The organism is Parablautia muri, assembly GCF_009917485.1.
Classification (GTDB): Bacteria; Bacillota; Clostridia; order Lachnospirales; family Lachnospiraceae; genus Suilimivivens; species Suilimivivens muri.
Genome location: NZ_QZDT01000038.1, coordinates 1 through 22967, shown reverse-complemented (window position 1 = coordinate 22967; position 22967 = coordinate 1). Strand labels below are relative to the sequence as shown.

At 40.4% G+C, this 22967-nt stretch carries 18 protein-coding genes and 1 tRNA gene; 5 read left to right on the top strand and 14 right to left on the bottom strand.

The window, feature by feature from the left end; genetic code table 11:
- Positions 1 to 163: 163 nt before the first annotated feature.
- The 9 genes from D5281_RS17875 to D5281_RS17835 form a co-directional block, all read right to left on the bottom strand.
- Positions 164 to 1594 carry a DNA translocase FtsK gene (locus D5281_RS17875; RefSeq protein ID WP_160561454.1) on the bottom strand — a complete coding sequence of 477 codons (1431 nt, stop codon included), beginning with the start codon at positions 1592 to 1594 and terminating at the stop codon, positions 164 to 166.
- 55 nt (positions 1595 to 1649) lie between these two features.
- Positions 1650 to 1997 carry a hypothetical protein gene (locus D5281_RS17870; RefSeq protein ID WP_160561453.1) on the bottom strand — a complete coding sequence of 116 codons (348 nt, stop codon included), beginning with the start codon at positions 1995 to 1997 and terminating at the stop codon, positions 1650 to 1652.
- A 97-nt stretch (positions 1998 to 2094) separates the two neighbouring features.
- The gene (locus tag D5281_RS17865; protein ID WP_160561452.1) at positions 2095 to 3438 is read right to left on the bottom strand and encodes a TniQ family protein; all 1344 of its coding nucleotides are present in this window, start codon (positions 3436 to 3438) and stop codon (positions 2095 to 2097) included.
- Positions 3435 to 4685: a TniB family NTP-binding protein gene (locus tag D5281_RS17860; protein WP_160561451.1), complete on the bottom strand. Its 1251-nt coding sequence runs from the start codon at positions 4683 to 4685 to the stop codon at positions 3435 to 3437. The genes D5281_RS17865 and D5281_RS17860 overlap by 4 nt, the downstream gene beginning before the upstream one ends.
- On the bottom strand, positions 4678 to 6519 hold the full coding sequence (locus D5281_RS17855; protein ID WP_160561450.1) for a Mu transposase C-terminal domain-containing protein: 1842 nt from the start codon (positions 6517 to 6519) through the stop codon (positions 4678 to 4680). The genes D5281_RS17860 and D5281_RS17855 overlap by 8 nt, the downstream gene beginning before the upstream one ends.
- Positions 6506 to 6853 (bottom strand): hypothetical protein, encoded by a 348-nt coding sequence (locus D5281_RS17850; protein ID WP_160561449.1) that lies wholly within the window; start codon positions 6851 to 6853, stop codon positions 6506 to 6508. Before D5281_RS17850 ends, D5281_RS17855 begins: the two co-directional genes overlap by 14 nt.
- Before the next feature lie 468 nt (positions 6854 to 7321).
- Positions 7322 to 9940: a pyruvate, phosphate dikinase gene (gene ppdK, locus D5281_RS17845; protein ID WP_160561448.1), complete on the bottom strand. Its 2619-nt coding sequence runs from the start codon at positions 9938 to 9940 to the stop codon at positions 7322 to 7324.
- Between the two features lie 270 nt (positions 9941 to 10210).
- Positions 10211 to 11032, bottom strand: a complete 822-nt coding sequence (locus D5281_RS17840; protein WP_160561447.1) for a glycerophosphodiester phosphodiesterase family protein — start codon at positions 11030 to 11032, stop codon at positions 10211 to 10213.
- Positions 11033 to 11325: 293 nt separating this feature from the next.
- Positions 11326 to 12708, bottom strand: a complete 1383-nt coding sequence (locus tag D5281_RS17835; RefSeq protein WP_330585132.1) for an MFS transporter — start codon at positions 12706 to 12708, stop codon at positions 11326 to 11328.
- A gap of 457 nt (positions 12709 to 13165) precedes the next feature.
- On the opposite strand from D5281_RS17835, the gene D5281_RS17830 reads away from it, so the two are divergent.
- The 5 genes from D5281_RS17830 to D5281_RS17810 all read left to right on the top strand — a co-directional run bounded on the left by D5281_RS17830 (position 13166) and on the right by D5281_RS17810 (position 19066).
- Positions 13166 to 14221, top strand: coding sequence for an FIST signal transduction protein (locus tag D5281_RS17830; RefSeq protein ID WP_160561446.1), 1056 nt, complete (start codon positions 13166 to 13168; stop codon positions 14219 to 14221).
- A gap of 11 nt (positions 14222 to 14232) precedes the next feature.
- On the top strand, positions 14233 to 15171 hold the full coding sequence (locus tag D5281_RS17825; protein WP_160561445.1) for a methyl-accepting chemotaxis protein: 939 nt from the start codon (positions 14233 to 14235) through the stop codon (positions 15169 to 15171).
- Positions 15172 to 15462: 291 nt separating this feature from the next.
- The gene (locus D5281_RS17820) at positions 15463 to 17100 is read left to right on the top strand and encodes an ABC-F family ATP-binding cassette domain-containing protein (RefSeq protein WP_160561444.1); all 1638 of its coding nucleotides are present in this window, start codon (positions 15463 to 15465) and stop codon (positions 17098 to 17100) included.
- 3 nt (positions 17101 to 17103) lie between these two features.
- On the top strand, positions 17104 to 18783 hold the full coding sequence (locus D5281_RS26635) for a Cof-type HAD-IIB family hydrolase (RefSeq protein ID WP_160561443.1): 1680 nt from the start codon (positions 17104 to 17106) through the stop codon (positions 18781 to 18783).
- A 211-nt stretch (positions 18784 to 18994) separates the two neighbouring features.
- Positions 18995 to 19066 (top strand) — tRNA-Glu (locus D5281_RS17810).
- A gap of 130 nt (positions 19067 to 19196) precedes the next feature.
- On the opposite strand, the gene D5281_RS17805 is transcribed toward D5281_RS17810, so the two are convergent.
- The 5 genes from D5281_RS17805 to D5281_RS17785 form a co-directional block, all read right to left on the bottom strand.
- Positions 19197 to 19340 carry a hypothetical protein gene (locus tag D5281_RS17805; RefSeq protein WP_160561442.1) on the bottom strand — a complete coding sequence of 48 codons (144 nt, stop codon included), beginning with the start codon at positions 19338 to 19340 and terminating at the stop codon, positions 19197 to 19199.
- Positions 19341 to 19726: 386 nt separating this feature from the next.
- Complete coding sequence (locus D5281_RS17800; RefSeq protein ID WP_160561441.1) at positions 19727 to 20620, bottom strand: DUF4062 domain-containing protein; 894 nt, start codon at positions 20618 to 20620, stop codon at positions 19727 to 19729.
- 221 nt (positions 20621 to 20841) lie between these two features.
- Positions 20842 to 21627: a ComEC/Rec2 family competence protein gene (locus tag D5281_RS17795; RefSeq protein WP_160561440.1), complete on the bottom strand. Its 786-nt coding sequence runs from the start codon at positions 21625 to 21627 to the stop codon at positions 20842 to 20844.
- Positions 21557 to 21898 carry a BlaI/MecI/CopY family transcriptional regulator gene (locus D5281_RS17790; protein WP_160561439.1) on the bottom strand — a complete coding sequence of 114 codons (342 nt, stop codon included), beginning with the start codon at positions 21896 to 21898 and terminating at the stop codon, positions 21557 to 21559. The genes D5281_RS17795 and D5281_RS17790 overlap by 71 nt, the downstream gene beginning before the upstream one ends.
- Positions 21899 to 22448: 550 nt before the next feature.
- On the bottom strand, positions 22449 to 22862 hold the full coding sequence (locus D5281_RS17785) for a type II toxin-antitoxin system VapC family toxin (RefSeq protein ID WP_160561438.1): 414 nt from the start codon (positions 22860 to 22862) through the stop codon (positions 22449 to 22451).
- Positions 22863 to 22967: the final 105 nt, after the last annotated feature.

Below are 22967 nucleotides of genomic sequence, written 5' to 3'. Positions count from 1 at the left end.
ACTGGCACAGGGACTATTTATAGTGTCATGATAAGAATATATATTTAAGGGTATGATTCATACGCCTATCACAGATTGAAAACATTATGATGCTCATAATACATTTATCTCAGACTTCACTACTCCTTTTCTTTATCCAACTTCCCCTACTCTTTTACATTTATCAAATCATTTCTTTCACAAGCTTTTCAAATTCTTCCATACTCATTAATATAGTTCTTGGCTTTGTTCCCTCTTCCTCAGCAACTACCCCTGCCGCACACAACTGATCCATGATACGTGCCGCCCTGTTAAATCCAATCTTAAACATCCTTTGTATCATGCCTATAGATGCTTTACCCTTATCAATGATAAATCTCCCCGTTTCCACAAAATAAGGATCATAATCATCATCACATTTATCTCTATTTTCAATATCGCAAAATGTTCTTGTGGATATAGTTTGATTCTTCAAATAATGTACTACATTCTCAGTTTCTTCATCAGATATATATGCTCCCTGAATACGAATCGGTTTCATGCATCCCTGTGGCTTAAACAACATATCTCCATTTCCCAAAAGTAATTCTGCACCTCTTTCATCCAAAATTACCCTTGAATCTATTGCCGAAAATACGCTACATGCCATTCTGCTTGGTATGTTTGCTTTTATCAGTCCTGTAATAACATCTGTTGATGGCCTTTGGGTTGCAATAACAAAATGTACTCCTGCACCTCTTGAACTTTGCGCTATTCTGGTTATTAGCTGTTCAGCTTCGCTCTTATATATCGCCATCAAGTCAGACAGATCATCTATGAAAACCAATATCTGCGGAGTTTTGCATGGTACTCTGTCAGATTTATTATATCCTGCTAAATCTCTCACACCAAATTCCGCAAATTTTCTATATCTGTCCTCTACTTCTAATCTAACCCATTCCAATGCTGCCAAAGATTTTGATGCATCTGTTACTACTGGGATAAGTAAATGGGGTATTCCATTATAGATACTCAAACTTACTCCTTTTGTATCTATCATAATCATCTTTACACTATCCGGACCTGCCTTATAAAGCATGCTCATAATTATAGAACTTAAGCAGACTGTCTTTCCAGAACCAGTAGCTCCAGCTATAAGTAAATGAGGCATTTTGCTAATATCATCCACAACAACCTCTCCAATTATATTTCGCCCTACCGCAAAAGTCATACTAGATGGGCTTTCTTTAAATTCTCTTGATTCTATTATTTCTTTTATCGTAACAATTGGTACTTCTTTATTAGCAATATCAATCCCTATTGCAGGCTTCCCAGGAATAGGTGCTTCTATATGAATATCCGTAGCCTTGGTAGCGATCCTGATTTCACTTTCCCGCTTTACAATCTCTTTTATCCTAACTCCCATTTCCGGCATAATCTCATATCGCGTAAATCGCACTCCGTTGTTAATATCCGAAACCTGCACTCTTATGCCAAAGTTCAAAAGTGTTTGCTGTATTCTCATTGCATTTTCTTTTACTTCCTGCTCGTCTATTCTATTGTATCTTCTTTCTTTAAGCAGGCTTAACGGTGGAAAATGATATGTTATATCTTCACTGTTCTTCTGTGGATTCATTGTTGTTTCTCCTATGCCAAAAACACTATTGCTATAATTAACAATATCCTATATATTACTGATACGATATTTGAGCATATGATTCCGCTCGGTCAACTTGTTTGCTTAATATTTCCACTTCCCCTTTCCTAAGCCCCTGAACAAATTCCACAAGCTCTTTATCTCTAATCCCGCTATTAGACTGACAGTCAGACGTATATCTTCTGACACGTTTATACTGCTCAATAATAAAGCCTTCTTCTTTTTCATTAAGAGCATCTTCAAATCCCTTATACACACCAATCTCCAAGTCTGTACATAATCTGAAATAATCTTGTCCTAATATATAATAATCACCATTAATCTCATATATGAAATTAAACATCCTAGCAATCTTTTCTCCTAATTTTCGTGCATCCACCATATAGATACCTCCTACCTTTTTGTTATTATCATATAACAAACAACAGCAAAAATAAATAGAGAGTCAATCAAGCCCCCCTATCAAAATTCATTTTCTATTATTGCGTTCTGATCATCTCCATTATCCTTTCAACCATATCATCATCCGCATGCTTCATCAAATAAGGAATAACCACCTGCAGATTTTTCTTTTTCACTCCTGAAATCTTCCTTATATCCGTCCAATAAAAAGGCTTCCCTTCTTCCTCCAACTTCCGATAAGCCCATATAATCTTCCTCGCCCAGCTCTCCGGATATGATTCTGCATACCTTTCCATAATAGTCTTACACCTCGGCATATTCTCCAACTGATGCCCCAGCAATCCCATTTCCCGATACACAAGCTTCTCTGACACCCGTTCTGGTCTACCGTTTTCATTGCCAGTTCCATCATATACACCCTTTGCAAACTTCTCCAATACAGGAGCCGTTTCCATATCCAACAGCTCCCAATCTACAGGAGCAACATCCCTCATATAATGGCTCTCCTGCTCTTTCTGAATCTGTTCTACAGTCAGAGAAGGATTAATCAATTCTTCTATCTCCATCCCTAAATAAAAAGCAATCTGACAGATAACCGTGAAATCAGACAACTTCCCCAACAATGCTTTTTGAATCTGATATATACTCGCTATACTGCATATCCCCATACTTCTGTAAAATTCACCCATATCATCCGCAAGCATTTTCGTATACCTGCTACGCCCAGACGGTTTCAGATATTTTGTCCTGCTCATCCCATCATACAGGATCGCACTTATCGGAACATCATTCTCAAAATCCATAGGAGCATCAAATACCGAATCCAAATATGATGCAAACTGAATCACTAAAGGATCACTTTCAACAACAGCTTCCTCATTACCTATGTAACTTTCAGCAGGACAAAACGTAAAACTCTGCTCACTCTTTGCAGGAACAGTTGATTCCTTAAGCCTGCATTTATGCTTCGTACATATACTCACATTCCTGATCTGATGCTTCCTGTGCCAATAGGCTTCACCATACCTTTCCCTATCCTCCCTTGCACACATAGGACAAAACTTCAAACACTGCTCTCCTTTATTCCTCGGAAGTACACAGAACAAATGATGTACATCACATGGTTCATGGCCTAAACGATACAGAGCATCTTTCTTCTGTTCTAATGGAATAAACCGTGCATATTGAGGGTACATAGTATGATCTAAGACCAATTCATCCATAGGATATATTTTTTCAATTTTCTCCATAGCTCCACTATTTAAGTTCCCGATAAATTCTTTATTCAGATAATCTGACTTCTTACAATACAGCTCCTGCAACGCCATCTTATGAGAAAAACAGCCCGAATGTACATAATATCTGCAGAACCAGCTATACACCAGTTCATCAGGATAAATTGTCGGCATATATGCAATCATACCGCTACCTCCACCACTGGCATATGTATCTTCAATAACTGCACAATATCCCCATTTTCAGTTTTAGCATCCTCTACCAATCCGGCAATCGTAAAGTCTCCTCTATACTTTTCTTCTGCAGAAGTCCGTACATCCGTAACCGTAACAGATACTTTCTTTTTAGCCTTAGAAGTCTGCTTTTTCTGCTCCATATGGATAAACCCATGCAACATAGATAACCTCTGCTGATATGCTTCATTTAATGATTCCAGATTAAGAACTTCTTTACCACTTAATATAGCAATCTCCTGTGCATCATGAATAAGAGACACTACCACCGATATATTCCCAGAAGTATGCTCATAAAGCCATTCCATGATCCCATCAGTAATCTCCGTTTTCTGTTTCACATACTGACAGGAAAACACAATCTCACAAAAATTTCTGAAATCCGTACCATACTCCATCACATCATAACGTAATCCTAATGACCTTCTGGCAAGCTGTACCGCCTGTTCAAAGAACACAGCACTTTCAGGCGTTCCCACCATGCAGATTGATATACCACTGTTATTGATAAGCTGGGTAAGCATCCCTACAAGGCTCTTTCCATTCTTACTGTTACATACATTCTGAATTTCATCTACCACCAATAGCCCAATATGATTAAGTGCAACCTGACTGACATTCCCGATCAGCATATCCGTTGTAGTTCTGGCTCTTAATGCATTCTCATAATACTTACTCTCAATCATTTCATCCACTTTACGTAATATCTCCAACAGCATCCCCTTTACAGAAGAATCAAAAGGACACTGTACACAGATACATGGAATAATCTTCGTATATGGATTCTCAACCTCAATCACTCTGTTTTCAGTAATCAGCGTAATCGCTCTGCTGATAGCAGAACTTTTGCCAATACCGGATGCTCCAATGATTGTAAAGCTGTCAGAGCCACCCATGATGCCACTATATTCCTGCTGTATCACTGCTTTGTAATTCTGATTCTTCTGCTGTACAGCCAGCCTTGTACCCTTCTTCTGCAATGATCGTAACAATGCCAGATACATTTTACTGTAAATCTCCAATGACATTTGGGAAGGTACATATATCCTGTAAAGATCAGAAAGCGCCATAAGTCGCACAGGAACCTCTGTTTCTCGGATAACCTCATCATACTCCGGCAATACCTCCAATGCTGAAAACAGATCAGCACCTGATTTCATTGACGGTAAAATATGGATAATATCTGAAAGATCAGCCATAATAACTCCCCTCCTTCATATAATCCTGATGGCATCTACTCTGTTCCTTTTTTCTTGTATTGCGGATATTCTTCATGTGTACATCCATATGACCACTGGCCTTACAAGCACTGCCAGCAATGGCTTCTATATGCTGTGCAAGATCAATCTGTGCTTGTAAATTGTTCCTCATTTCATTCTTGGTAATAGCCCTCTGGTCACTTTGTAATTCCTGTATTTCAACTAAATCTTTTCCCTTAAAACGAGATTCTATCAAAGCAAATTCAGTATAAATCCCATTCTCAATCACCCATACAGAGGTAACATCCTCCGGATTATAAGCCACAGTTACAGTACCACCAGTCAGGTATTGCTCTGTATATCCCTCACAATGATAACGCAGCTTATTTACCTTCAAACCTGTTCGTCCAAATTTCCCCACAGTCCTCGGTAACAATGTCAACATCAGCTCTCTGCTACCTACATTTATTAAATTTGCTCCTATCTGTGACTTACTCCACTCCCAGATACAGGACGCATAAGGCTTCACCTGATCCTCTATCATAGCTTCTGTATAAGGAAAATTTTCTATGATCCGCCTTGAATTATAATAGATCATACAATGCAAAATAATCTTTTCAAAATCCATCATTGTTAAACATGCATCCTTCCGGTAATCATGCGCTCCTCGTTCCTGATAGTCAGGCTCGATCACACCTTTACCCTTCAGATGCTTCTTATATGTCTCCTGAATCAAGTCAAAGAATTTCTCTACCAATCCTTTCAGCTCTGGTCTGTATGATGGAAGATTAACCACCGTAACACCCAGCTCTGCAATCTGTTCAAAGTTCTCCGATTTATATTCACTCCCCATATCAGTAACGAATGTACCGGGAAGCATATCACAATCCCAATCCTCTTTCCGGACAGAAATACCAAACCTCTTACACCATTCTCCCTTGTCAGCAATAATATTCAGCATCAATCCTCTAAGACTGTATACTCCACCTTCCCATGAAAGAGAATATCCACAACATAGACTACTGTAAGCATCAATACAGGCAGTAAGAATCGGTCTGCCAACCAGATTTCCTTCCTCATTGATCAGATAAATATCACACACCGTTGCATCCAGCATCCCTACACCGACTGCAGGTGCAAACTCCTGTACTCCCTCACCAACAAGAGGACGATTATTCCTCTGATAATTCTTCAATCCATCCCTTGAAATATAGAAGTTCTGCATCTTCCTTGTCTTACGATAAAAATATCGGAACTGATAGAAGGATGGATATTCTTCTCCCAATACTCCCATAGCATCACAATACTTCTCTTTGAGCATCATTGTGTATGCAGTCATAAGGGATTGCTTCTTCGTGGTATAGAAGAACTTGTTAAGCGCCCAACGCATATGCTTTTCATCCTGCGTCAGTTCCTTTTCATCCCTATGTTTCTTAGGTGCAAGCACTGTTATATCCATATAGCTCAAATACAAACAAAGATAATTCCTGATTGTCTGCTTTGATACCTTGCTTTCTTCTGCTATAGAGCAAATCAGTTTAGAGCGCATCTTATCATCCGCTATGAAAGAAACAATAGGAGCAATCATTGTATATCGTTCATGCATAACCTTCCTCTGATCTGCATCCAGAGCATCAGTATCTCTTATGATATCAACGCCACTAGCCTCAAATAACTCTCCATCAGTACACCCAACATAAGATTCCAGTAACTCTGATTCCATCCATACAGGCATTTTCCTGTTAATGCAGTCAATCACAAAAACTCTCTCCCGCTGAATATCCAATACTCGGATTATGTTATCACCAGAACGTAACAGATCATACTTCTTCATCAATAACCAACCCCCAATCCGTTACTCCATGCCTGATCCAATACTCCCTTGATGCATCCAGCATCTTCACCGTCAATGGCTTCATCAGAAACTTACGGAATACACACTCACGTACCATTAAATCACCACCTGTCTTGGTACAGACAAAATCTGATGTATACCCTCCAACATCCAATCCATCCAGAAGAACATTACATCTGATTTCCTTAATCTCCTCACTCTCCTGCAGAAGATCAGCATAAGTATACTGAATGGCATCATATGTCCTGCATACATCAGAACACTTTCCAATCATCCTCTTTTCGCATCTTCCTTTGAAATTCTTCTTTCTCATCCTTCGCAAAACCTCCCATCCGGGAACATCCTGCATTTTCCCAAAAACAGCTCCCAAAAATGAAATCATACCACCTTTGGGGATTTGGGAAATTCCTTTTTGGGGAAATGAAAAACCAGAAATCCAGCATTTACAAGGCTTCCATACACGTTCCTATTTTCCCAAAAACATTAGAAACAAATATCACCATGTCGTAGGGCATTGCAATTTATTCTATATCAGGCACCTAAAAGGCACTTTCGTTTATCCACTTTACCAAGTGAAAGTATGCCCCTACTCCATGGTGATCTTATATGCAGTACGTTCCTAAAAATCCTGTGTTTATGCGGGGGAAAGGATAGTCCGGAGGACAAAAATAAGACCCGCATCCTTCGATGCAAGGTCTTATTTTTCTATGTCGGGGGCTAGATGTGTTTGCCTTTTACAGAATAAATTTACGTGCCCTACGACACCCAAATTCCTATGGCATTATTTCTGAATTGCCGCCTGTGCCGCCGCCAATTTTGCAATCGGCACTCTAAACGGAGAACAGGACACATAAGTAAGTCCAACCTTATGGCAGAATTCCACAGAGGACGGATCCCCACCATGCTCGCCGCAGATACCAAGCTTGATATCCGGCCTGGTCTTCCTTCCTTTTTCCGCCGCCATCTGAACCAGCTGTCCTACGCCGCTTTGATCCAGTCTTGCAAAAGGATCAGACTCGTAAATCTTCTTTTTATAATACTCATTTAAGAACTTGCTAGCATCATCTCTGGAAAAGCCAAATGTCATCTGCGTCAAGTCATTGGTTCCGAATGAGAAGAACTCGGCTTCCTCAGCAATCTCATCTGCAAGAAGCGCTGCTCTTGGAATCTCAATCATAGTGCCAATGTGATAGATAATGTCAGAATTTTTCTCCTGTTTAACCTTCTCGGCGGTCTCCACCACAATTTCTTTCACATACTTCAATTCCTTCTTTTCGCCTACCAGAGGAATCATGATTTCAGGAACCACGTCAAAGCCCTTTTCCTGTCTTACCTCAATGGCAGCTTCCATAACCGCCCTGGTCTGCATTCTGGCAATCTCAGGATAAGTTACCGCAAGACGGCATCCTCTGTGGCCCATCATTGGATTGAACTCATGAAGAGAATCACATACCTCCTGTACCTCCTCTGCAGTCATCATCATTTTAACTGCCAAATCGTCAATATCATCTTTTTCCGTAGGAACAAATTCATGAAGCGGAGGATCCAGGAAACGGATGGTAACCGGTCTGCCCTCCATCACTTCATAAAGCGCCTTAAAATCCCCCTTCTGATAAGGAATCAGCTCGTTTAACGCCTTCTCTCTCTCCTGCACGGTTCTTGAAAGAATCATCTGGCGGATCTTAGGGATTCTATCCGGTTCAAAGAACATATGCTCCGTACGGCAAAGGCCGATACCTTCCGCTCCGTATTTTATCGCATTGGCTGCGTCTTCAGGGGTATCCGCGTTGGTGCGCACTTTTAATTTACGGAAGGAATCCGCCCATCCCATGATTCTTCCAAAGTTACCGCTGATAGAAGCCTCCTGTGTTTTGATATCACCGTCATAAATCTTACCGGTGGATCCGTCTAATGAAATGTAATCTCCCTCATGGTAGACATGTCCGCCAAGCTCAAATACTTTTTCTTCTTCATTAATGGATATGTCGCCGCAGCCTGATACGCAGCAGGTACCCATACCGCGCGCCACTACCGCCGCGTGGCTTGTCATTCCGCCGCGTACGGTCAAAATACCTTCCGCCGCATGCATTCCTTCGATATCTTCCGGTGAAGTTTCCAGACGCACCAGGATAACTCTTTCTCCCCCTTCGTGAGCCGCTTTCGCCTCCTGTGCGGTAAAGTATACCTTACCTGCCGCTGCGCCAGGCGATGCGGGCAGGGCCTGTCCAATCACAAGTCCGCCTTTTAGCGCCTCAGGATCAAAAGTAGGATGCAAAAGTTGGTCTAAAGATTTCGCTTCAATACGAAGTACTGCTTCTTCCGGAGTAATCATATCTTCATCCACCAGGTCACATGCGATCTGCAGAGCTGCCTGTGCGGTGCGCTTTCCGTTTCTTGTCTGCAGGAAGAACAGTTTGCCATCCTCAATGGTAAATTCCATGTCCTGCATATCTCTGTAATGGTCTTCCAGTCTGTTGGCAATGTCTATAAACTGTTTATAGCATTCCGGTAAATCTTCTTCCAATCTTGTAATAGGCTGGGGTGTTCTGATACCTGCAACTACATCCTCGCCCTGGGCATTGATCAGGTATTCGCCGTAAATCCCCTTTGCGCCTGTAGATGGATTACGGGTGAAGGCAACGCCGGTTCCTGAAGTATTACCCATATTTCCAAATACCATGGCCTGCACATTGACAGCGGTCCCCCAGTCGCCTGGAATGTCATTCATTCTGCGGTATACAATTGCCCTCTCATTATCCCATGAACGAAATACTGCTTTCACAGCTTCCATCAGCTGCTCTTTGGGATCCTGAGGGAAATCCATACCCATTTTATCTTTATAAACTGCCTTAAATCGAACGATTACTTCTTTTAAATCATCAGCTGTTAATTCCGTATCAAATTTAACGCCTTTTCCTTCTTTGATTTCATCTAATATTCTTTCAAAAAATGGTTTGGGAATTTCCATGACTACGTCAGAAAACATCTGTATGAATCTGCGGTAGGAATCATAAGCGAAACGAGGGTTGCCCGTTTTTGCAGCAAATCCTTCCACTGCCACATCGTTAAGACCTAAGTTCAGAATTGTGTCCATCATGCCAGGCATAGATGCCCTTGCACCGGAACGGACTGATACGAGAAGCGGACTTTCCGTATCGCCAAATTTCTTTCCCTGCTTTTCTTCAAGCTGGGATAATGCCGTAAAAATCTGCTCTTTGATTTCCTCCGAAATCTGTTTCCCTTTTGCATAATAATCTGTACATGCCTCTGTGGTTACAGTAAACCCCTGGGGAATTGGAAGACCTAAGTTGGTCATTTCAGCTAAATTTGCGCCTTTTCCACCCAAAAGATTGCGCATATCAGCGTTCCCCTCTTCAAAAGAATAAACCCATTTTGCCATACTTTTTTCTCCCTTTTTCATTTTCGGGCAATAAGAAAGCTGGACCCCCAGCAATGCCCTTACCACATTATACCATAACATTGGCAAAAATGCACTATTTTTCAAAAAAATAATGCATCTTTTTCATCAAAAAACAGACAATTGTTCAGGATGTCCGAAATATTCTTTGCAAAAATCATTAAAGTTGTCTGTGCGAATAAGATTTTTATAGTAAACCGCACCTGTTTAAACTTTGCATACCGGATATAGTTCATTATACCCGCCATGCCGCTATGTATTCGGTATAAAAGAATCAAAAATGAAAAGATCAAATCCCTTTTCCGCTCGCTCAAGCTCCTGCTGGCTTCTGATTGTCCAGGCCACCGCCAAATTTTTGTACAGTCCATGGCACAGCCTTCTTGCCAAAACATTTGCATATTTATGATTATAGGCTACAAAATCAGGCTTTGTTAGCCAATTCAGCATCAGGTTCTGGAGTACGTGATATAACACTCCTTTAAATTCTCCGGATTTTATAAAACCATCGGAAAGCTGCCCTCTTACCACATCCCTGTGATGCTTTTTATACCACATAAGCACCAGCGGATTAAAAGATTCTATGCAGTAAAGCCCTTCATATTCCTTAAGCAGCGCATCCACTACGGTACACGTTTTCAGATTCGTCCGCTCCACCTTAAGTTCTATAATAAGCGGTGTCTTACCGCCTACCAGCTTAAGCACTTCTTCAAACCGGGGAATGGTTTCCCGGCTGGCGCAAAGCCTGAATTCCTTTAATTCCTCCCATGTATAATCGCAGACCTTTCCTCCTTTTCCGCATATTCTCTTTAGGGTAAAATCATGAAATACCACTGGAACTTCATCTTTCGTAATCTGAACATCCATTTCCATTCCATATCCCGCTTCCACCGCTTTGCGAAATGCTGCCAGCGAATTTTCCGGTGCTTCGGTGTTATTGTCGTGAAGTCCCCTGTGCGCATAAAATACACCAAAAAAATCTTCTCTGTTTTTTTTGTTCCCAAGAGCCGGCATAATTGCCAAAAAATATAATACCACAATTACTGCTGCTATTAAAATTATAAATAAAATCACCATTTTTATCCTCCCTGCCTACCGCAAGTTTGCTTGCGGTACCGCCACCAATCAAGAGTTTGGAAGGCCATTTCTAAATTTTACATTCCCTGCATATTGCAAGCATAGTTTTCGATGCTGTGTTAATAGATCGTTCGAATTTACTTCCAACCCCCGGCCATGCCGCCTTGCGGCACAAGCATTGTGCGGCGCATGACCGTCAGAGAATACTTGCTGCTCACAAACACACTTACAAACAGCCATCTGTCATTCTTTTTCTTTCATCGTAACAGGCTGCCAACAACTGCCTGTCACCTTTAGTCATCTACATCAAAGTTTTCAAGCATGCTTTTTTTCTTATCCGGTCTGGTATCCCCGTGCTGTACCTGACACATGGTAAAGAAGGCTGCCGCCGAAAATGTCAATGCATAGGGAAACAATGTTCTGTAAGATACATTTTCCAGAAGGAAACCTGACAAAACAGGCGTTACAATCTGGGCTGTCATTGAAAAAGTATAGTAGGTTCCCGTAAATTTTCCAATATAACTGCCCTTCCCCATCTCCACAATCATAGGATATGAATTGACATTAATTGCCGCCCAGCCAATACCGATTGCCGCAAACGCAATATTTATGACCGGATGATATGCATTTGCAAAGATGGCTGCAAAATAACAGATACTCATAAGGGTAATACCGCCTAATATAGTTTTCTTTCTTCCAATCCTGCTTGAAATGTTTCCAATAGGCACGTAGCTGATAATCGCTGCCACGGTAGCTACCATAAGGCAATCTGCAAACCCTCCGCCCTCCAACTTCCAAACCACCTTTGTATACCTTGAAAAGGCTGTTGTAACCGCATTATACGCTGTAAACCACAGAAAAATTGACAGAAGCAGAAAATACATACTCCGTTTCACCGGCAGAGGCATAGACTCTCCTGTTTCTTTCTCATTCTCCCCAAAAAGCCCTCCTTCTTTTTTTGTATCTTGAATGCCTTTTTGTTCTTCCATATCTTCAAAATTTCCGATATGCGCAAACTCCTCATTGCTTTCCCCTAAGGCCCTTATCTCCTCCTCTATCCGGGCTTTGACTTTCTTTTCTTGAATGGTAACAAACAAAATGCCTACCGAAGCCACCATAAGCATAGCCACACTGGCAAATAAAGGAAAATAGTCCGGATGTTCGCCTTTCCACGTCAAAAGTTTAATCATAAGCAAAGTATAAACACCACCCACAGCCCCCATCAGATTGATGACAGCATTTCCCTTACTGCGCAGCTTGTTGGGTGTCAAATCCGGCATAAGCGCTACCGCCGGAGAGCGGTAAAGTCCCATGGCAATCAGCAGCGCAAACAATGTTATCACAAAAAGGAGCAAATTCACTTTCCTGTCCGCCACAGACAGCAGCATAAGGAAAATCACTGCCAATGCAGTGCCGCCAACAATAAACGGCATTCTTTTCCCCATCTTCGTATCCACCCGGTCAGAAAGGGCGCCAAAAACCGGTAGAAGAAATAGCGCCAATACATTATCGGCCGCCATAATCACGCCCGTTACCGTTTCTCCCAGATGGAAGGTCCCCTGCAAAATCAGTGGAATAATATTGTCATACATCTGCCAGAATGCACTAATGGATAAAAAGGCTAGTCCGATTAAAAAGGTCCTCTTGTAGTTTAGTTTCATTATAATAATAGCCATGCTCCTTTCTTAACCTGCCAGTTCTCAACTGCAAAAAGCGTAAGTTTCAATTTATTTTAACATTGAATGTTCTATTAAACCATACTGATTTGAAGCATTTTTTAATATTTATAAATTATTATTATTTCTTTTGTTCCGAGTCACGACCCGTGAAAGTAACTCTGATTTTCTCGTAACGGTTCTGCCTTTGGTTTCACCATTATGAAATCTGCCCGTTCCAAACCGCCCTCGGATAGGGGCAGATTTCCTCTTGTTGACCCAATTTAATGTTCCTATGGCACATGTTCCCATAGGACATATTCTCACGGACTTTGCAGCTAGTGCAAAGCTCTGGCCGAACGGATTCATTTTCTCTAAAACGAATTCCACAATTAGGTTGACCATCCTCAATGTTCTAAAGTATAATAAAAAAACTAAGTTATGAAAATAAGGCTTGAAAGGATAAGTGTATATCAAAATGAAACAATTTTTTGGTATGAGCCCCACCGGGAATTTGACCGATGCAGTTCGCGGTCTGGGTAACCCTCAATTGATCATGCTGCTGTCTAATCGTGATCAGTTTGAAGAACATGTAAAAAAATTAAAGGAACTTTATCCCAACGTACCAAGCATTGGCTGCATCGGTATGAGCTATGATACCCGTATAGTCGAAAAAGGGGTTGGCATTATCGCTTTTTCCGATGGAGTCTCTGCCGTTGCCAATGTCCTGGAAAATGTATCCACTATGCCGGTCAAGTATATCAAGCGACTGGAAGATGACATAGGCAAAATAAACGGTTCACAAAAGGATACCATCTGCATTGACTTCTGTTCGGGAAATGATGCCTGTGTTCTGAGCACTATATACAGTGTGCTAAAACGAAAAAATATCTCACTGGTGGGTGGGACCGGAGATGCTGGTAAAGTATCTGTCAATGGCAGAATTTATGAAGATGCAGTTGCCTACGTATTGGTTAAAAATCTGCACGGTAAGGTAAAAGCCTACAAAGAAAATATTTATCATCCTTTGGATGAGTACCGTTTCATAGCTTCCAAAACAGACAAAGCCAAATACATAATTGGAGAATTAAATGGGAAACCCGCCAAAACCGTTTATCAAAATATTCTTCACATAACCGAAAAAGAAATATTGACACAAACCTTCAAGAATCCCTTTGGAAAGCTTAACGGTAATGACATCTGTATCATATCCATTAAGGATGTAACAGGAAATGCGCTGACTTGTTTCAGACAGGTAAATGATTCTGATGTACTAATCCTGTTAGAGCTGGGTGATATCAAGGAGACCGTGCAGCAAACCATTCAGACAATCCGCAAGGATTTTTCAAAAATCTCAGCCGTATTTTCCGTAAACTGCTTATTTCGATATTTACTATTTACCGAAAATCATTATATGCAGCAATATCTTAAGGAAATGGGCGCTTTGGGCTCTCACGCCGGTCTTGTAGGCTACGGCGAACATTACAACAACCAATTTGTCAACCAATCCATGACCTGTGTTGTATTTGAGTAAAGGGGATGTATATGTTATTTAAGAAAAACACACCAAAAGAAATACCTCAGGAAGTGCCGGTCAAAGACCGTCTGTATCCTGTGCAGCATGTTGCGCAAAGTATTCATGAATATCAAAAAGAAATTGCCGAAAAGGAAGTTGCCTCTTTATTAGAACTTGAAATGGTAAAGCAGTCTTTTCATGATGTATTAAATGAATCTGACACTTTCCAGGATAAGCTTCGGGATTTTGGGCAGACTTTTTCAAGTATCAATCAGGTATCCGAACAGTTTGTGTCCGTAAAAGATGAAATTAACCAGTCTGCTTTTACAGCACAGGCCAAAGTGGATGAATTAAAAAACAGTCCCGTGCAGGCGGAAACTTATTTTACTGAAATGGAAAGCACTTTCGAGAGCTTCCAAAACAACCTGAAAAAAATAAAGGATTGTACAATCAGAATAGTAGCCATAGCGGAGCAGACAAATATCCTTGCCCTAAACGCCTCCATTGAAGCAGCCAGAGCTGGTGAAAGCGGCAGAGGCTTTGCAGTTGTTGCAACTGAAGTTAAAAATCTGGCAAATGGGATCAAAGAGTTAGTTGTTGAAGTGGATGAAAGTATCCACGATGTAGAAAATGGCACCTCAAAATTAAACGAAAGTATTACCATTTCTCAAAAAGCTCTGAACCAAAACATTCAGGAAATGCATGATGCTTCGGATTTGTTTTTGCATATCACCGAAGTTGCCGATGGCGCTACCACTGTACAAGCTGAGATAGCCAACGTGATTGAAGATTCGAAGGCTTCCCTGGAAGAATTGTTCCATTTCTTTGAACGGACAAAAGACCAGTATCAGAAAGTGTTAGGTCACATCGAACATGCTAACAACCTAGGCACTACCAAAAGCGCCATGTTTGAAGATGTAGATAATATGTTATCACAAATTACGCCTATCATAAAAGAGCTTTCCTGACGCTCCACAATTCCTTGTAACAGTCCGGCCGTCACTATCCTTTGGGGTTTATGCGCAAAATTGGGTAAGAATCTCCTTTGGAAGTGACGGCTATTTCTTTCCTCTGAAAATCTGATATAGAAGACTTGCAAGGGCGACAATGAATAATGATCAGATAAGGGGCTTAAGGTATATGGTGGTGAGCAAAAAGCGAGTAAACCTACATTCCAGATTGAAAAAAAATCCATTTTATGTATAATGGTATGAGTAGGCAAATAGAACGCAAAATATAGAAAATAAGAGGTTTTTAATATGATTAGTGCAAACAATGTAACTTATAGAGTAGGCAAAAAAGCATTATTTGAGGATGTCAATATTAAGTTTACGGAAGGCAACTGCTACGGATTAATCGGCGCTAATGGTGCCGGTAAATCAACTTTTCTTAAAATACTTTCCGGAGAGCTGGATACCACAAACGGCGATATCGCCATAACCCCAGGGCAGCGTCTTTCCGTGCTTGAACAAGATCACTTTAAATATGATGCCTATCCGGTTATGGATGTGGTCATCATGGGCAATGAACGTCTGTATCAGATTATGAAAGAAAAAGAAGCCATTTATGCCAAAGAGTATTTCACCGATGAGGACGGCATCCGCGCCAGCGAGCTGGAGGCAGAATTTGCAGAAATGGACGGCTGGGAGGCCGAATCAAGCGCCGCATCCCTTTTAAATGGACTTGGTATCGATACCTCCCTTCACTATAGCGAGATGAAGGATTTAAGCGGTAATGAAAAGGTAAAAACCCTTCTTGCCAAAGCTCTTTTCGGAAATCCTGACATCCTGCTTTTGGATGAGCCTACCAACCACTTGGATTTGGACGCGATTGCATGGCTTGAAGAATTTTTAATTAATTTTGAAAATACCGTTATCGTGGTGTCCCATGACCGTTATTTCTTAAATAAGGTCTGCACTCACACCGCAGATATCGACTACGGTAAGATACAGCTTTATGCCGGCAATTACGATTTCTGGTATGAATCCAGCCAGCTTCTCATCAAGCAAATGAAGGAAGCCAATAAGAAAAAGGAAGAAAAAATCAAAGAACTGCAGGAGTTTATCTCCCGCTTTTCCGCCAATGCTTCCAAATCAAAGCAGGCCACCTCGAGAAAACGCGCTCTTGAAAAAATCGAATTGGAGGAAATTAAGCCCTCCAGCCGTAAGTACCCTTACATTGATTTCCGCCCCAATCGCGAAATTGGCAATGAGATTCTCACCGTAGAAGGTATTTCCAAAACCATAAATGGAGAAAAGGTTTTAAACAACCTATCCTTCATCGTGGGACATGACGATAAAATAGCTTTTGTTGGCAGCAATGAATTGGCCAAAACTACATTGTTCCAAATATTAATGGGTGAAATGGAGCCTGACGAAGGAACCTACAAATGGGGTATCACCACATCCCAGGCTTACTTTCCGAAAGACAACACCGCTGAGTTTGACAATGACTACACTATTGCCGACTGGCTTACCGGCTATTCTGAAATCAAGGATGCAACTTATGTCCGCGGATTCCTTGGCCGTATGCTCTTTGCTGGGGATGACGGCGTGAAAAAGGTGAAAGTCCTTTCCGGTGGCGAAAAAGTACGCTGCCTTCTTTCCAAAATGATGATCAGCGGCGCTAACTGTCTGATTTTGGATGAACCTACCAATCATTTGGATATGGAATCCATCACTGCCCTCAACAATGGTCTGATTAAGTTCCCTGGTGTAGCTCTTTTTGCCTGCCATGACCACCAGTTTGTCCAGACCACGGCGAACCGGATCATGGAAATCTTACCGGATGGCAGTTTAATCGATAAAATCACCACCTATGATGATTATCTTGCTAATGATGAAATGGCAAGGAAACGTACTGTCTACACGAAACAGGTGGAAGAAGGTGAAAACTAATCTATGAATATTGTAGATTTACATGTACATTCAAATAAATCCGATGGAAGCTTCACTCCCACGGAATTAGTTCATTATGCTATCCAAAAAGGCCTAAGCGCTTTTGCCCTCACAGACCATGACACCACGGATGGAATTGACGAAGCAATCGAAGCCGCTAAAGGTAAAAATATTGAGATAATACCCGGCATTGAATTTTCTTCTGAATATGAAGGAAAGGATATTCATATTGTAGGTCTTTACATTGACTACAAAAGTGACTTTTTCAAACGCAGGCTGCAAAATTTTGTAAATGGGCGCATTATCCGCAATCGGGAAATGTGCAAGCGATTGACAGATTATGGCTTTCCTGTTACCTACGAGGAATTGATGGCCGAATTTCCCGACTGCGTTATCACCCGTTCTCACTATGCAAAATTCATGTTAAACCATGGCTACACCAAAACGCTCAAGGAGGCCTTTGACCGATATATTGGAGATAATTGCCCCTGCTTTGTTCCCCGCAAAAAAATAACGCCCATGCGTGCAGTGGAAATCATCTTAAAGGCTGGCGGCTTTCCCGTCCTTGCCCATCCCCTGCTCTATCACTTGAGCAGCCAAAAATTAGATAAGCTTGTTTCTTACTTAAAAGATATGGGACTTCAAGGGCTAGAAGCGGTTTACAGCACACACAGTAGTTCCGATGAACGACAAATGCGTGTCCTTGCCGCCAAATATGACTTATGCATAAGCGGAGGGTCTGATTTCCACGGCAATGCAAAACCCGGACTGGATTTAGCCACCGGCTACGGAAAGCTTTTTATTCCTCAGGAAATTTTGGACAAAATCAATGAGCGTAGAAAATGGATGGCAGCGCATCCCGAACAGATAAAACCTACGAAAATTCTTTTTACAGATTTAGACGGAACCTTGCTTGATAGTCAAAAGCAAATCAGCCCTTATACAAGAGAGGTTTTGGAAAAATGGAGCCAGGCAGGCCACAAGCTGGCACTGTGCTCCGGCAGGGATATCAACAGCGTAAAGGATGTAAAGAGATACCTTCGTCTTGAACTTCCAAATATGTACGTAATTGGCTATAATGGCGGACAAATTTATGACTGTACACAAAACAAAACCATACATCGGGCAGCCTTGACTTTAGATCAGACAGCCCACATTTTAGAGGAAGCCGATAAATGCGGTGTCCATGTCCACACTTACACGGAAACCAATATTGTTTCTCCAAAAGATGATGAGGAACTGGTTTATTATAAACGGGTCATCAAAACCCCCATCATCATAAATCCAAATGTAATGGATGTGCTCACGGAAGGTCCCTGCAAATGTATTGGCATCGAGCTAAAGGATGCAGATAAGCTTGAGCATTTCCGGCTTTCCCTCTTATCTTGGGCCGAAGATGAAGGCGTTTCCATGATTTATTCTAGTCCTTACTATTTAGAGTTCTTCCCGGCCACCTCCGGAAAAGGTGTTGCTGTAAAAACTCTTTGTGAGCTTCTTGGTATCAATCCGTATTTTTCGGTGGCTGCAGGCGATGCCCAAAACGACCTTTCTATGATTGAAGCGGCAGGAATGGGCATTGCCATGTTAAACGGCAGCGAGGATGTTCAGATGGCTGCAACTATCATCACCGCTTATGACAATGACCATGACGGATTAGCACATGCGCTGGTTGATTTAATTTAAATGCTTTAAAAATTTTTAGAAGCAGTTAGGTTGGTCAGAATAGCAAAAGTTATCTAAAATAACAGCTAGGAATATTTGTTTTTTCCAAGCTGCTTATTGGCTGAATTGTAAAAAGCAACACTGTTACAACAATTTTCTGTAAATCAAAAAAATTACTTGCATTTTTTGTCAATCTATAATATACTGTATGAGTGCGATACACATAGGAAATGGCTCGTTGGTCAAGCGGTTAAGACGCCGCCCTCTCACGGCGGAAACAGGGGTTCGATTCCCCTACGAGCTGCGACTGTTTTTTGAACAGCCCAACCCAGAAATGCTGAAAAATCAAGATTTTTTGGCATTTTTTATTTTTTAGATTTTCCCGCCGAAATAAGAAAGTAGTCAAATAGGCAGTCAAACATTTGTTTGTCATCTTATAACGCTATAACCTTATCTGATTCACTCATAATCTGGTCTGCATTTCTACGGTTTTTATAGTAATGTTCCTTTGTTGTTTTGATATTAGTATGTCCTATCTGACTTACAATCAATGATTCTGCCAGTCCATCGTCTAACAATATACTTCCATATTCCGTGAATTCAACATTGATTTTTGTTCCATCAGAAAAGTGATATATAAATTTTCTTGCCAATAAGTAATCAACAGCAAACTCTTTATATAATTCCAAAGATACATTTTTTATAAGGGCGGTACATACAAATTCAATAATTCTTCTTTTGTAAGCATGTTATTCTTCAATGCAAAAAGCGTCCAGTTTTTCAACCAGACGCTTAACAAAATCTTATTATTGGACAGCGTCCTGTTAAACAGGCTTATGCTATAGTAGTTTCATGTCCCCCAATAGAGAAAATGAGCTGTCCCGTTCACCTTTACTTTGGAATTATCCGGGCATCTCTCCCAGAAATCATTTAGATTTCTTGATATTACTATACTTAGCTCCATTCAATTCCAATTTTTTAATAATTCTTTTGCTTTTTCACGATAACCTTCATCAGGAAATTTTAAAGCCGAATAACAATATTCCTTTGCTTCCGTATACTTGCCCAGCAAATAATAGGTCAATGCACAAATATAATAATTACCACAACTTTCTTGTAAACTTAAAAGTTTCTCCCAATATACCAAAGCCTGTGCATAATTTTTCTCATCATAGCATAATCCCCCATACTCTCTTAAAACATTTATATTTTCTGGACTTAGTAAATAACCCCACTTCAAAAATAAATGTGCCTGTTTGAAATTTTCTTGCATTTTACAATGATATGCAATTTCAGCCAATTCATCTTCTATGCGTGAATCATTTTTATCATATGTAGAAACCATTTCCTCCAAAAAGGGAGTTCCTTTTATCCATCCGGCAGCCGGATGTCTTTCCATAACAGAAAACATGGTTGTCGAAACTTTCCTGGCTAAATCTTCTTTCCCATTCCAATACTTAACCATTCTATCTTTCGAAACATCCTGCATAAATTTTTCAAGTTTTCTTCTGTTTTGCTCGTTCCTCTCGCTTTTATCTAAGTGAATAGCTCCAATATCATTATGCAAAAATATTAAAACTGGAATACTCTTTTCAATTGCATACCTATATTCCATTTCAGTATAACTTTTGCCATTTTTCCCAATACTCCCATACCTTCCTGCAATGATCAAAATATAGTAATCACTTTCATCAATAACTGATTTTATAAACTCAAATTGTTTATCATTGTCCGATGGAAAATATTCCATGCCACACGGAATACAATTCATTTCAAGAAGTGCATGAATCACCTCATTCCTTTCTTCCCTGAGATCATCATAGGTAGAACTTAAAAATACAGTATATTTTTTATCCATAATTCCTTCCCCCGAAATTTATAATATTTTGTCAAAATAATAACTAATATGGGGAAATATGTAAATAAATAATAGTTCTTATTAACTCAATCATTTCAAGTTTGTATGGATTGGGGTTGTGCGATGCATGAGAAAACCCCTGTAAGGCTCTGTGGAGCTCCTATAGGGGTTGTTTTCAGGATTTTTTATGATAATCCATCGGTTGCGGTTGCCCATTACATTTACTCTATCGAAACTTGGACGCCATCGCACAGGCAGGTAATCGTCCCATCCTTGGTAAAATACACGTTCGTTCCCAGCTTTTCTAACATTCTGCAAATTTCACCATCCGCTGGTTTTTCATCCGAACTGGTAATCACTGCTATCTTAGGCAAAACAGCCTTCAAAAATTCCTCCGAATTTTTCTCCTTCCGACCATGATGGGGAACCTTTAGCACATCATGGGACAGGTCAAATTCATTTTGCATCATAAGCTCTTTTAATCGCTCTTTTTCGCAATCTCCTGCAAATAAAAAGCGTTTTTCTCCACAAGTCATGCTGATGACAAGAGAAAAATCATTATCATCTTCCTCATAATCTTTCTTTTGCGGCGGATAAATTAGAAAATCAACGCCATCTAAAGACAGCTTCCTTGTTGTAGTTACCACATTTGGCGAAATCCCCTCATCTTCCATGGCCTCCACATACTCTTTATACTGTCCGCTGTCTGATACATAATCAGGCTGCAGGACATACTCTGTCTCCACCTCTTTTAAAATCCGATCAGCGCCGCCCACATGATCCTTGTCAAAATGTGTAAGCACCAGATAATCCAGTCTGTCAATGCTCTGCTCTTTTAAATAATCCAAAATAACATCAGAGGTATCGTCATAACCAGCATCTATCATCATCTGATGCCCGGAAGTTTCAATCAAGACAGCATCCCCTTTTCCCACATCAAAAAAAGTTACTTTGACCTGGCAGTCTTGCTTTTGTATCTCCTCGCCTGCCGCGACATTCTCCTGCACATATACGTCCTGGTCCTTTGTGCTTACCTTTTGTTGACTGCAGCCAAACAGAAAAACAAAGGCACAGTAAAATAAAAATATTCTCTTTCTCATACAATTCCTCATTTTCCCAAACTTCTTTCAATTCCTCATAATCCTCAGCGGAAAGAATTTCTCTTTCTATCAGTGTAGATGCAAGCCCCCTTGCACTTCCCTCATAAAGCTTATTAAGAAGCATCTGCGTTTGCGCTGCCTGACAATCTGATTCGGAATCTGAAACCTGCTGTATCATGCACGCCTCCTTGCCTACATTTTGTAGGCAAAATTATGCTAGCACTTAGCAGAACCTCTGTCAAGGTAAAGCTATAGCCGCACATAGAAAGGTATAAAGATAAAGCTGCAGCAGAGCAGAGAAATACAGGCGCTATATATTCGTTCATATTATGATAATGTGGTCTGTTATCCGCTTTAGTTCCACCAGTAATGATATCAGAGACAAATTCATCAATATTGAATCCATTGCTCACAGAATAATCAATGATAGCCTGTTTCTGTCTGTCCACCTTTTAGGTCTTATGATTAGTTGACATCCTCATATAGGCAAATATTTTGTTTTCCATCCCAATCCCTCCACAAAATCCATAACTATTTTCATGTAAGATTTTCTGTTCCATTTCGATATAAAATGCTGTATGTAAATCCCTGCATGAAATCAAATGTTTTCATATAATACCTGTTTCACTATGTAATTCTCTATTTTTCTATTTTTATGGCACCAAAAAAGCACCTTCAGACAATTAATCCGTTGGTGCTTCATTTTTTATACGGAAAACTTATGTTAACTATAATCCCAAATAATCTTTAGGCAAAATTGCTCTTATTTCCGATGATTTATAATCATCTATATTTCTTGTTACAATATATTCTGCATCAAATGCTTTTGCACACTCCACCTGTAGACAATCCTCAAAATCAGAAAAATCTTCATTTTGAAGCCCTGAAAGTCTCTTTGCTTTATTCAGCCCTTCTGCATCAAAGATAGAACATAAATTAACCAGTACTTCTCTTCGTTCTTTTACATCGTAATCTTTCCTTAATATAAAGAACATATTAGAAATAGAGTGAGCCGCAATACATCCTTTCGCTTCACCATCTACACAAGCATGAATAATTTTCTTTGCATCTTCATAAAATGGCTCCCTTGTTAAAAGATAGTCCAGCAATACATTAGTATCAACCAAAATCCTATTTGCCATACTTTTCTGTCCTGTAAGAAGCTAATTCCACATTATAATCATTAACAGTTCCTTTCCTGCGTAACTGCTCCAATCTTGCAAATGCTTCTTCCCTTTCTGATTGTC